This window comes from Paraburkholderia sprentiae WSM5005, assembly GCF_001865575.2.
Classification (GTDB): domain Bacteria; phylum Pseudomonadota; class Gammaproteobacteria; order Burkholderiales; family Burkholderiaceae; genus Paraburkholderia; species Paraburkholderia sprentiae.
Genome location: NZ_CP017562.2, coordinates 496,181 through 508,322 on the forward strand (window position 1 = coordinate 496,181; position 12,142 = coordinate 508,322).

Sequence of the window (12,142 nt, forward strand, 5' to 3'; positions counted from 1 at the left end):
GACGCCGGATGTTGATGTGGACCGCCGTGTCGCGCGGCGGTTCGGCGACGTTCCCGATCGGTCGCAACGACCGGACCGGACGATACCTGGAGCCTCGGCCGACCTCCGATCCGTTACAATCAATCGGACCACCTCACTGGAGATTCGCTTTGAAATCACTCGTTGCTTTGCTGGCCGCAGCCGTTCTGTCCTCGACCGCAATGGCTGCGGCGCCGACCACGGAGAAGCTGCCGTCCGGCGTCATCGTCCAACATCTAACGCAAGGCACGGGCCCGCAACCGTCCGCGACGGACGTGGTAAAGGTCAACTATCGCGGCACGCTGCCCAACGGCACCGAATTCGATAGCTCGGCCAAGCATGGCGGCCCGGCCTCGTTCCCGCTCAATCGCGTGATTCCGTGCTGGACGCAAGGCGTGCAGACCATGAAAGTCGGCGGCAAGGCGCGACTCACGTGCCCGGCGGCGACCGCATACGGCGATCGCGGCGTCGGCCCGATTCCGCCGAATACCGATCTGACCTTCGAAGTCGAATTGGTCGACATCGTCAAGTAAAAGCGCACGAGCGGTGCTAAAAATGCACTGAGACCCGAACCTCGCCGCGCCGATCGCAGCGAGGTTTTTTTATGGGCGCCGCACGGCGCGCAAGGGGATTCACCATGAAACGCGAGAAAAGCGCCGTGCCGGTCGCGAGCATTGGTTTTACCGGCAAGAGCGCCCAGAGGTTCTTCGGCTTGTTGAAGGACGCCCATGTGCGCACGGTGCTCGACGTTCGCCTCAACAACACGTCGCAACTCGCGGGCTTTGCGAAAAAGCAGGATTTGCCTTTCTTTCTCGAGCAGTTGTGCAATGCGGCGTACGTGGAAATACCGGAGCTGGCTCCGGAGCCGGAACTGCTCAGACGCTACCAGAGCAAGCAATTGAACTGGGAGAACTTTCGCGAGGAATATTTCGACCTCGTCGCGCGCCGCCGCGTGGAAAGCAATCTGGATATCGCGCAATTCGAATCGGCGTGCCTGCTTTGCAGTGAACATTTACCACATCGTTGTCACCGGACCTTCGCGCTCGAGTATCTCAACCAGCACTGGAATAGCCGTCTGTCCGTGACACATTTGACCTGAGCGGCGCCGGTCAGTCCCGGCTACGTTTTTCCGCGTCATCGCCTGGCGGCTTGCCGTACCGACGGGTAGAACCGGGCCGGCCCCCCTGCGTTTCCTTCAGTAGCCCGAATAGAAGCGTGGCGCGAACGTCGAAAAACGCGTCCAGGACGCATGTTTTTTTCAAGGCGCGAGAAGCTTGCTCGTCTACCATCTACTTACACGTGGCTCCTGTATTCGTCTTGCCCTATCGCGGGCCACAAACCGGCCGTGATTACGCGCGCCAGGAGCGCCTGTCATGAACATCGACTTCCATTACGGCGTGGTCTACATCGCCGCGCGTGTCGGCGGCATGACAGCCCGCGATGCGCAAACTGTCGCGCATGCCTGCCAATACGTCGACGACGCTACGACGAGCGGGATACTACGGTTCAAAGGCGGCGAGACATTCGAACGATTCGCGACCGCGCACAAGTTATTCGATTACGCCAATGCGGAAAACGACCAGAATCGGCTCGTGTGGACGCCGTTTCATTTTCTGCCGGCTGGCGTTGGAGTAAGTCTGGAGGAAAAGGCGGTTTGCCGGCCCGATAGTGAAGTCGCGCGTGAAGTCGCTCGGCGTGCGATCCGGCAGCGCGATTCGGCAACCGCGTTGCATAGGCTCGGCGTGACGCTTCATACGAATGTCGATACCTGGGCACACCAGGGATTCGCGGGCATCGAAAGCCCCTGGAATCGCGTGCATCTTCTCGAAGCGCAGGATTGCACGCGCAAAGGCTGGCTTGCGAGCCTCGAACTCGCGGTCGCGCATCTGATCGAGCATGTCGAGGAGGACGTTCTGACGATCGCCTTGCCGGTCGGCCACGGCGCCGCGCTGCATTATCCCGACCAGCCGTGGGCACGCTGGCATTACATCGACGGCGCAATCAGTTCATCCCGCGACATAATTTGCCGGATTTCGTGCAGGCCGCGGACATGACTTGTCGTGTCGTGCGAGCTTATCTGGACGGACGCGAGGATTTCGAAAACCAGCCCGGTATGCCTGACGACGTAAAAGACGCACTGACCCGACTACTCGATACGAACCGCGAACTGGACGACAATTTGCGTCTGAGAACCGTTTGCGAATGGGTGAATGCCGGCCGTATTCCGGGTTTGAGAGAACCCGTGCCCGGCTATATCGCCAAAGGACACGGTTCGTGGAAGTACCAGGCCACCGGCTTGTTGTGCGACGACGACACGGGGGACAGACCGGAGTGGACGACCGCCTTCGAGAAGAGCGACTACCGCCTCTTTCACGACGCGGTCAAACAGCACCGTTTCGTGACCACTCAGGAGATCTTGCCCGCGCGTGGATTGCGCATTGCCTGAGTGATCGAGCAGGGCGCGTTGCGGCGAACAGAGATTCAAACATCCTTGCTTCGCCCTCGCGCGAACGTTTGCGGCGATGCCGGCCTTGCTCCCGTTACTGCATTCTGGCTGGCTGATGCTGCCCGGCCTGAGCCGCCGCCTGCTGTTCTTCGGCGTGCTTTTTGGCCATATGCCGTCCGACGATACAGCCGCCGACCGCGCCGACCACCGCATGATGTCCCGCATAGTGCCCGGCGACGCCGCCCACTACGGCTCCTTTCATGCAACCGGCCGCGTTCGCGGTGCCGGCCATTGCCAAAGACACTGCCATTGCCGCGAGGGCGGTCCGAATAAAACCAGCTTTCATTGCAAGTACCATCGTGTTTGAGTGGATCGAAAATCGGGTGGCCCGATGTCTTTTTCAATAGCCGCCGCCTGCGTGGCGGCGGAGAAAGAATACTCCATGGTCTAAGCGTGCACCGCCGAGTACGAACGCGAAGTGTAAATGGGCAGGGCCGGCGCAGGCGCAACAGACGTTGCAAGATCGTAACGGCCCGTTACAGGAACGGCGGCGTCTTCGCGTGCATCCTCAATGGGGTTTCGCGCATGCTTGAATCGGTTCGCTATAGGAGGCTACGGAAAAAGACCGTTTACGAATAAAAATGAACTACTCTCCTTTGAATATTCGAATGCCTGGCTATAGTAGAAGCGACTAATGCCAGAAAGCTCGTCGGCGTCCTCTTTCTCGCCGATGCGGATGACGGGGAAACACAAATGACGCGATCGAATGCAGCGATCTATCAGACCAGGACATCCACGCCGGAGTCGTTGCGAACCCTCGCGAGCTTTCTCGAATTGGCGCTCGACGAGGGAACAAGCGTGGTCGTCATGCGGATCGGCAAGCAGGCGCGTAGTGTTTACGTCGGAAATCCATCCGGTGCATTGGAGGATTTAACGGATTCCGGCGTCGTCGATGCTTTCCAGGCCGATGAAATGCTGGCACTGACCCACCTTGGCCTGAACCGGATAACGGCGGACGGTCAACACTACCGCTTTATGCGGAGCGTGAGGTACATTGCCGATCGCCAGGTCGTCGTTTTTACACCGATCTGAGCGGTGGAACCGAAATGAAAAAGAAGAATCACGAGGAAAGGGAAAGGAAGAATGCTTCGACGATTGGGTAGAAAACCCTGAAAGCTTTGTTATTTGCAGGCTGCACCAGCGGTCCTATCGATGTATTGAAGCTCAGGATAGGTCAATAGACTGCCTTTCTTCCGTCATTCATGGCATAGTTCGACGATTACCACATAAGGAGCAATCAAATGCCTTCGTTAGAGCAAATCCAAGCAAAGCTTAAGAAGCTCCAGGCGCAAGCTGACGTTCTCATTGCCAGAAAAGCACAAGCCGCGGTCAACCAGATTCGCGAGTTGATGCTCAAGCACGGTCTCACGACTGCGGATATCGAAGCGCAGGCAAAACTACGTCGTGCCACGCGAGCTCTGAATGGCAATGCGGGTGCGGGTCGGGGAAGACCCGCAGGCGCAAGCAAAGCCGCCAAGTCGGCCACGCCGCCGAAGTACCGCGACCATAAAACCGGCGCGACCTGGACAGGACACGGCCGCGCGCCTGGCTGGATCTCCGGCGCGAAGGACCGCTCGGTGTTCCTGATCGACGCTGCGAGCGAAAGCAAGTCCGCCGCTGCGCCCGCCACGAAGCGCGGCGAAGGTCAGCCGAAAGGCGCACAGCCGCCGAAATACCTGAATCCGAAAACCGGCGCGACCTGGAGCGGCCGCGGTCCGGCGCCGGCATGGCTCGCGGCCGTCAAGGACCGCAGCAAATTCCTGATTGATGGCGCAACGACGGCTGCTGCTCCGAAAGCAGCGAAAGCGGCGGCCAAGAGCGGCCAGCCGAAAGCGACCGCGAGTGCGGTAGGCAGGAAGGCCACGGCGAAAAAAGCAGTGGCGAAAAAAGCAACGCGCAAGACGGCCGCGAAAAAGACCGCGGGCAGCAAGGCGACCCCGGCAAGCCGGAAAGCCGCGGTGAAGAAAACCGCCGGCCGCAAGAGCGCTGTAAAGACGGCAAGAAAAGCACCGGTGCGCAAAACTGCGCTCAAGAGCACGGCCGCCCCCGTCGCCGCAGCTGCGCAAACGTCAGAGGCGCAAGCAAGCGCGTAATTGCCGCGGAGTCGCGAACTAGATGGTCAGCACGTTCGATGCATCCCAGCAGGAAGACCAGGTCTTCCTGCTGGACTCCGCTCCTCATCCGGCAGCCGATGCCGCCGAACCATTCATCGTCGCGAGCGATCGCCGTGTGATCCTCACTTATCCGATTGCGGAGTCGGACTTTGAACGGTTCGGACCGTTCGATCCCGACGACGATCCTTTTTGCGCGGTGTTGTTTGCCGACGCCGTCTTTCATCGTCTCGGGCCGCCGGGCGATGTCGATCTGGCCGTTCATCCGCTCGCGGCGCAAGGTCTGAGCGGCTACGCAGTGCATGAAGTCGTCAATTCGTCGTTGTGCGCGGAGATTGCCAGCGTGGCGACGAACCCCATCGCGATTGCTCCCGAAGCACCGGCGCGGCGGCATTTCGTCATTACGTTTCATGCGTCGACGTTCGAATGCGTGGCGTCGGACTATACGGTCATCGGTGTATTCGGCGCTGCCGAAATTGCAAGTCGCGAGGCATTTGCCTTGGTCAGATAAAGCGTTAGCAGCCCATAGCAAGGCGCCGTCCCCCTGCGGGCACGCGCCGTGCGTGTCGTGGCGTCAGCAAACGCCAGGCACGAGTCCGGCACTCCCCTCAAACGCGGGACGCGCACGGCGCGTCCCGACGCCTGGCATCGAGGCCACGCATGCTGACCATTGCTATTACCGCGTTCGTCACGGTCGTGATCGTTCTGGTGATCGCCAATCTGTCGAGTGGCGAGAAGAAAATTGAACACAAGATCGAGCGGCTCTATAAGAGCGAAGATCCACAATTCCTGCGCTCGATGGGTCTATTGCTCGGGCCGCCCGTGGTGGCGGGCAATCGCTTCGAGATGCTGCTCAACGGCGACCAGATCTTTCCGTCGATGCTCGAAGGCATTCGCTCGGCGCGCGAAACCATTACGTTTGAAACGTTCATTTACTGGTCCGGCGAGATCGGCGAGCAGATTGCGCGGGCGCTCGCCGATAAGGCGCGTGACGGTGTCGCCGTGCATGTACTGCTCGACTGGGTCGGTTCATCGAAAATGGATCGACGCTATCTGCAACTGCTGCATGAGGCCGGCGCCGAAGTGGTCAAGTATCACAAGCCGCACTGGACCGGACTCGGTCGTATGAACGATCGGACGCACCGCAAGCTATTGGTGATCGACGGCCGGATCGGCTTTACGGGCGGCGTCGGCATTGCGCCGGAATGGACGGGCCATGCACAGGACGAAAAGCATTGGCGCGATACGCATTTTCGTGTGACCGGTCCGGTGGTCGGCCATATGCAGGCCGTGTTCATGGACAACTGGATCAAGGCGACCGGCTGCGTATTGCACGGCCCCAGGTATTTCCCGCGCATCGACGCGGAGCCGAAAGGAGCAGGCGAGGGTCTCGCGCATATGTTCAGCAGTTCGCCGTCGGGCGGCAGCGACGACATGCAGTTGATGTATCTGATGGCCATCACCGCGGCCACGCGCACCTTGCAGCTCGCGAGCGCGTACTTCGTGCCCGACAAGCTCACCATCAACGCGATCGTCGAAGCCGCGAAGCGCGGCGTGAAAGTACGGATCGTCACGCCGGGCAAACGCATCGACACGCACACGGTGCGGGAAGCCTCGCGTGCTTGCTGGGGCGATCTATTGAAAGCGGGCGTCGAGATCTACGAGTACCAGCCGACGATGTTTCATTGCAAGTTGCTGGTGGTCGACGAGTACCTGGTGTCGGTCGGTTCGACGAACTTCGATAGCCGTTCGTTCAAACTGAACGACGAAGCGAACCTGAACATCTACGACCGCGATTTCGCCAGGCAGCAGAGCGCCGCGTTCGACGACGACATCGCGAAGTCGAAGCGCATCACGCTCGAAGCATGGACGCGGCGTTCACTCACCGAGAAGCTCGTCGAAAAGTGCGTGCGGCTGCTCGACACGCAGCTTTAAAGCCCGGTGTGGACGTGTCGAGCCGCTGACGCATCAGTGAACGGCGCTGCTCAGATACGCTTCGACGTCGGAGCGCTCCGCTCGCTCGCCGTTGTCGAGTTCAACGGCCGCGGCATCGACGAGGCGCGCTTTCGCGTGTTGATAGGCATTGGCAAAGCCGCGCAGTTGCTGCGTGACCGGACGATCGTCGAGCCGGCGCCGGGTGAGCGCGTGCGCGATGCCGCGTTCGATCAGCGCCAATTGGCTGTCGATATAGTCGATGCATAGCTCACGGCAGCGCGCGGATGCCGCCGCAACGGTCAGCAGCGCGGGCACGAGCGAGATCGTCAGAAAACCGCCCACGGGAATGCGTGCAAGCGCGGCGGCCGAATCGAACAGGTCGGCGCGCAATGCGTCGAACACGGCTTGTGTCCAGATTGCCCGCTCTCCTTCGAGCGCGCTCCGCCGTCGCGCGAGCGCATCTCGAGCACGCGGATCGACTATGCGGCCCTCGTCGATCAGCAACGCGGCATCGTTGCGTTTGGCTTCCTGGATATATGCACTGCCAACATACACAGCGCTGTTGCCGCGTTCCGCCAATACCAGATATTGCAAGCTATCCGGCACGAGCGGGTCGAGCGGCACCACTTCGCACGTCAGCGGCTTGCCCTGCAGATGAATCGCGCAGCGCCCGTCGTCCGCTAGCGCAGGGCAGCGTCCGAGCGACGGATAGTCGAAGCCCTGCGCGGCAATGCTAAAGGTGTCGCCCGCGTTATACAGCAGCGTGTCGGCGAGCGCATCGAAGCCCGCGCAGTCGCCTTCGTCGAGCACGGCTTCATGTCGGCCGACGCGCAGCCGTTCGCCGGGCCGCCTGCGCGCCACGCGTCCAATCGCGATGCAGCCGATAAAGCGGTCAGCGTGGCGAAACAACTCGGCCAGCGTCATCGAGGGCGGGCTGTTGCAGCATCGGCCGCATGCGGAGCAGGAGAACGAATACGTGTTCACCACGGCCGACGCACCGAGTCCTGATAACGCATCAGAATGAAATGAGCGACGGCGTCCGAATGATAGGCGGCGACCAGTTGCGCGACCCATGCGCGCTGGCGATCGCTGTCGCGCACGCTCAGCACGTTTGCGTAGGGCGAGCGGGCGTCTTCGAGACTGAGCGCATCGCGAGCCGGGCGAAGACCTGAGCGCGCCGCCGTGTCGCTGTCGATCACCGCGAACGCGACGCTGTTCAAGCTGTCGTACAAGCGCGCTCGCGGCAGCTGGCGAATCTTCAGATGGAGGCGGTTGCTCGTGATGTCGGCGAGCGTAGCGTGCAGGCCTGCGGTGTCGCGGAACGTCAGCAGCGTTTCGTTTTGCAAAAGGATCAGCGCGCGTGCGGTCCCAGCGGCGTCGTCGGGAATCGCGATCGTCGCGCCGCGCTGCAATTGCGCGAGGTTCGTCAGCTTGCGCGAATACAGCGCGACAGGAAACGTGACGGTCGTGGCCACGCTCGTCAGTGCATAGCCATGCTGTGTTCGCTGCGCGTCGAGTGCGGGTTCGTCTTCGAAGCTCGCGACATCGATCTGCTTCGCGACGAGCGCTGCGTCGATCCGCGACGCTTGATCGAACACCACGACATCGAGCGCGAGGCCCTCGGTCGCGGCGACGCGGCGCACTTCGTTCATGATCTCGGCTTGCGCCCCCGAACTCACGCCGACCCTGATCGTCTGCGAGGCGGCGTGCGAGGCGTCAGGCAGCAAAGCGGACAGTACCGCGAGCGCAAGCGCGGCAATCGCATATCGCTTCATGCCGCATCCCTCGATACCGTGCGAAAGCCGATATGCGAAGCCGGCAAATCGGCTTCCTGCTGCTCGCGCGACGCCGCGCGATACCGGACGCAATAGTCGCGCGCGCACAGGAACGAGCCGCCCTTGATGACCATCGGCGTATCGTGGCGGCGGCCGAGCGGCGCCACGGCCGCGGTATCGCCGTTCGTATGCGACTGGTGCGGCCCGGTGTACACGTCCTTGGTCCACTCCCACGCATTGCCGATCATGTCGTAAAGCCGGAAATCGTTCGCCGCATAGCAGCCGACCGGCGACAGGCCGACGTGACCATCCTCGCCGGTGTCGAGCACCGGAAACACGCCTTGCCAGTAGTTCGCGCCCGGTTTGCCGTGCGCGTCGCGCGGCGCCGTGTCGAGATCCGCGCCTTGATGGCCGGCTTTGCCGGCGTATTCCCATTCGGCTTCGGTCGGCAGATCGCGGCCCAACCAATGCGCGTACGCGAGCGCATCGGCCTGCGTGACCATCGTCACCGGTTGATTCATGCGGCCGTCGAGATTGCTGCCGGGGCCGCTCGGATGATTCCACGCGGCGCCCTTCACCCAGCTCCACCACGCGAGATCACGCGCATTCATCTCTTCGCGCGTCGGCGTGTGAAAAACCACCGCGCCGCCCTGGCGCTCTGCATCGCTGACGTAGCCGGTTGCGCGCACGAACGCGGCGAACTGCGCATTCGTGACGTCGGTCTGGTCGATCCAGAAACCGGCAACGTGCGTGTTGCCGTCGCCGGCCGGGCGCTCGTCTTCGTAGCCGAGCTTGCTGCCGAACACGAAGTCGCCGCCATGCAGATGCACCATGCCGGCCCGTGGATCGTCGCGCCAACGCGCGGGCAAGCCCGAGTAGCGCGCGCATTGCTGTTCGGAGCCGAGCGCGGCGAGTGGACGCGAGCGGTTCAGGTTGTCGAACGCATTGGACGACCCACCGCCGAATATCGCCGCGCTAGCCGCACTGATGGAAGGCGCGGCAAATGTGGCGGCAAACGCGGCGGCAAACGCGACCGCCGCGATCCCGGCGTATGCGCCATACAGTGCGACGCCGCCTTTGAGCTTGAATGAAAACGCCATCGTGGGCTCAGTAGTAACCGCGCGGACGCAACGGCTCGACGCCGCCCACGCGCGTCATATAGTCGTTCCACTGCTGCACGAGCCCATCGATGATCGACGGGTTCTGCGCCGACAGGTCCTGCGTTTCGCCGCGATCGGCGCTGATGTCGTACAGCTGCCAATGACCGTCGACGGGGCCGAGCGGCGGTTCGGTCCACAGGGCTTTCCAGCGGCCGTCGGCGCTGCGCAGATAGCCGCGCCCGTAGGCTTCGTCGCCGAACGACGCGCTATGCACCGGCGCTGTGCTCCGATCTTCGAGCAGCGGCAACAGCGATTGTCCGGTGATCGGATACACGTAGCGATTGTTGTAGATCACCTTGCCCTTGTTCTGATCGACGCCGGTCAGTGTGTTGATCAACGCGGGCGCGGGCGTGCTCGGCGCTGGAATTTGCGCGATCGCGAGGAACGTCGCGGTGTTATCCGTCACGTGGGTGAATTCGCGCAGCGTCGGCTGCTGCGAAGTCTGGCCCGGCAGATGCACGATCAACGGTGTCGATACACCGCCTTCACCCGAATAACCCTTGGTCAAGCGGAACGGCGTCGCGCTGACTTCGGCCCAACGCAAACCGTATTGCAGACGTTGCGCGTTTTGCTGGCCGTTGTCGGTGCCGAGTTTCGAGTAGGTGGGGTCGGCCGCGTTCGCGGTGTCGGTGGCGGTCGGGTCCGCGCCGGAATCGATCGGCCAGCCTTCGGCGCCGTTATCGGACTGGAACATGATGAACGTGTTGTCGTATTCGCCGATGTCCTTCAGATGCTGGACCAGCAGGCCAATGTTGTGATCGAGGTTTTCGACCATGCCCGCGTAGATTTCCATGTAACGCGCCTGCGCTTTCTTCTCGGCCGGCGACAGGCTCTCCCACTTCTTGTTCACATTGCCGGGGCCGTAATCGGTGTAGCCCTGCGCGGCACTGTGCACGGCGCTCACGCATTTCGCGCTCGCGGTGCCGTTGCTCGCCGTGGCCGGGCTCGCGACCAGCGTCTCCGATGCGCCGCCGTACGGCACGAAGTCCTGGGCAATGATGCCGAGCGCTTTTTGTCGGGCGATGCGCGCATCGCGGATCGCATCGTAGCCGGCATTGTATTGGCCGACGTAATTGTGCAGATAAGGATCGGGCACCTGCAGCGGCCAGTGCGGTGACGTGTACGCCGCGTACGCGAAGAACGGCTTGCCGTCGCCCTTGTTCGAATCGATGTACGAGATCAGGCGCTGCGTGTAGAAGTCGGTCGAATAGAACACGGCCGGGCTGCCGCCCGCGCCGCCGGGTTGTCCGGGTTGGCCCGGCTGCACGTACTTGCCGTCTTCGGTGTAATTCCGCGAGCCGGCCGGTTCGTGCGCGAAGTGATTGGTCGCGGCGCCGCCGAGCAACGCATAGCTGTGCTCGAAACCCCATTGGTCCGGCGTCTGCCCGCTGCCCGTCGCGCTGCCGACGATGCCCGAGCCGATGTGCCACTTGCCGGCCATGTACGTGTGATAGCCGCCGTCCTTCAGCAACTGCGCAACCGATAGCGCGCGATCGTTCAGATAGCCTTCATAGCCTGGCAGTCCCTTGCGTTCGTCCGTCGGCACGCCCATCGTGCCTTCGCCGACCAGATGGTGATCGGTGCCCGAGATCAGCATCGAACGCGTGATCGCGCAGACGGTGCCCGTGTGGTGATTGGTCAGGATGCGGCCGCTTTGCACGAGCGCATCGAGATTGGGCGTGTTGATTTCGCCGCCGAACGCGTGAATGTCGGAGTAGCCGAGGTCGTCGGCCATGATGTAGAGGATGTTAGGCCGCTTCTGCGCGACGACCGCCGTCGACGCGGGCACGGCGCTCGACGCGGCGGCCGGGCTCGGCAGACTGTCGTCGCCGCACGAGGCGAGCGTGACGAGGCTCGCGACGGCCGCGCCGATCAGGCCATGACGCAACGAGGGGCGATAACAGGTACGGTGGAATCGGACTGTTGTCATTGTTATTGCGGACCGTAAAGTTGGGCCGCTGATGTTAGCAATGACACTGCCAAGGCCAAAAGAACGATTTCTGCGTTGCTATCGACGGTTGTCGATATAGCCGGCAGTAGACGGTAGTGGCGCAAATCTCGCCATTTGCCGCGCGCTAATTGCCCGGATCGAGCACCGGCCTGTCCGGGTCCGCCTGCGTGCGGTACGGCAGCCGCGTGGCGTGCGGATCGGTCGTCGTATTGTCGATCACGCGCTCGACGTCCGCTGTTTTCGCGAGTTCGGCGAGGAAGGTCTTCTTGTCGAAACCGGGCGCGACGCAACCTTCGACATAAATAAAGCGGCGTTGCAGCGTGAGCCATAGCGTCGACTGCTCGCGCCAATGCGTCGCAACGTTCAGGTTCGCAAGACGCCGTTGCACGCTATCGGCAATTTCCGCGTCGTACAGATACGCGTTCGGCAAACGGCAGCGACCTTCGATCCAGCAGCTATTGCCGCGTTCGATCCGGTAATGGCTATCGTCGAGCCACTCCTTTTCGGTTTCGAATGGGCCGAGCGGCGTCGGGCAAGCGGCGATGGCGTTGGAGATCGGCAGGAAGGGATCGTGGCCCCGATTGACGCGCGCGGGTTCGCTATCAACGCGAGCCGCGGCCATGCAAAGCATCAGGCTGGCGAGACTCAGTTCGAACACGCGTTTCATGCTGTAGTCGCTCCAGGTG

Annotated in this window: 12 protein-coding genes and 1 pseudogene; 7 read left to right on the forward strand and 6 right to left on the reverse strand. The window is 62.1% G+C overall.

Going from position 1 to position 12,142, the window contains the following annotated elements:
- The first annotated feature begins 200 nt into the window (after positions 1-200).
- From BJG93_RS19020 to BJG93_RS36215, 3 genes and pseudogenes are all read left to right on the forward strand, one after another.
- Positions 201-551, forward strand: coding sequence for an FKBP-type peptidyl-prolyl cis-trans isomerase (locus BJG93_RS19020; protein ID WP_231337603.1), 351 nt, complete (start codon positions 201-203; stop codon positions 549-551).
- 104 nt (positions 552-655) lie between these two features.
- Positions 656-1,117, forward strand: a complete 462-nt coding sequence (locus BJG93_RS19025; protein ID WP_027195857.1) for a DUF488 domain-containing protein — start codon at positions 656-658, stop codon at positions 1,115-1,117.
- Positions 1,118-1,391: 274 nt separating this feature from the next.
- Positions 1,392-2,464: pseudogene (locus BJG93_RS36215) on the forward strand (DUF6765 family protein).
- A gap of 94 nt (positions 2,465-2,558) precedes the next feature.
- On the opposite strand, the gene BJG93_RS19040 reads toward BJG93_RS36215, so the two are convergent.
- Positions 2,559-2,810: a hypothetical protein gene (locus BJG93_RS19040; RefSeq protein WP_027195858.1), complete on the reverse strand. Its 252-nt coding sequence runs from the start codon at positions 2,808-2,810 to the stop codon at positions 2,559-2,561.
- Between the two features lie 407 nt (positions 2,811-3,217).
- On the opposite strand from BJG93_RS19040, the gene BJG93_RS19045 reads away from it, so the two are divergent.
- The 4 genes from BJG93_RS19045 (at position 3,218) to cls (ending at position 6,570) form a co-directional block, all read left to right on the forward strand.
- The gene (locus BJG93_RS19045) at positions 3,218-3,556 is read left to right on the forward strand and encodes a hypothetical protein (protein WP_027195859.1); all 339 of its coding nucleotides are present in this window, start codon (positions 3,218-3,220) and stop codon (positions 3,554-3,556) included.
- 209 nt (positions 3,557-3,765) lie between these two features.
- Positions 3,766-4,617 (forward strand): H-NS family nucleoid-associated regulatory protein, encoded by an 852-nt coding sequence (locus BJG93_RS19050; RefSeq protein WP_027195860.1) that lies wholly within the window; start codon positions 3,766-3,768, stop codon positions 4,615-4,617.
- Positions 4,618-4,639: 22 nt separating this feature from the next.
- A complete protein-coding gene (locus tag BJG93_RS19055) occupies positions 4,640-5,146 on the forward strand; it encodes a hypothetical protein (RefSeq protein ID WP_027195861.1) in 507 nt (168 codons plus the stop codon).
- A 149-nt stretch (positions 5,147-5,295) separates the two neighbouring features.
- Entirely contained in the window at positions 5,296-6,570 is a 1,275-nt protein-coding gene (gene cls, locus BJG93_RS19060; protein ID WP_027195862.1) for a cardiolipin synthase, read from the forward strand.
- A 33-nt stretch (positions 6,571-6,603) separates the two neighbouring features.
- Here the strand turns inward: cls and BJG93_RS19065 are convergent, their stop codons facing one another.
- The 5 genes from BJG93_RS19065 to BJG93_RS19085 all read right to left on the reverse strand — a co-directional run bounded on the left by BJG93_RS19065 (position 6,604) and on the right by BJG93_RS19085 (position 12,123).
- The gene (locus BJG93_RS19065) at positions 6,604-7,557 is read right to left on the reverse strand and encodes a hypothetical protein (RefSeq protein WP_027195863.1); all 954 of its coding nucleotides are present in this window, start codon (positions 7,555-7,557) and stop codon (positions 6,604-6,606) included.
- On the reverse strand, positions 7,551-8,345 hold the full coding sequence (locus tag BJG93_RS19070; protein WP_027195864.1) for a MetQ/NlpA family lipoprotein: 795 nt from the start codon (positions 8,343-8,345) through the stop codon (positions 7,551-7,553). The genes BJG93_RS19065 and BJG93_RS19070 overlap by 7 nt, the downstream gene beginning before the upstream one ends.
- Entirely contained in the window at positions 8,342-9,445 is a 1,104-nt protein-coding gene (locus tag BJG93_RS19075) for a formylglycine-generating enzyme family protein (protein WP_051374274.1), read from the reverse strand. The genes BJG93_RS19070 and BJG93_RS19075 overlap by 4 nt, the downstream gene beginning before the upstream one ends.
- A gap of 7 nt (positions 9,446-9,452) precedes the next feature.
- On the reverse strand, positions 9,453-11,435 hold the full coding sequence (locus BJG93_RS19080; RefSeq protein WP_231337565.1) for an arylsulfatase: 1,983 nt from the start codon (positions 11,433-11,435) through the stop codon (positions 9,453-9,455).
- A gap of 145 nt (positions 11,436-11,580) precedes the next feature.
- Positions 11,581-12,123: a hypothetical protein gene (locus BJG93_RS19085; RefSeq protein WP_027195867.1), complete on the reverse strand. Its 543-nt coding sequence runs from the start codon at positions 12,121-12,123 to the stop codon at positions 11,581-11,583.
- Positions 12,124-12,142 lie beyond the last annotated feature (19 nt).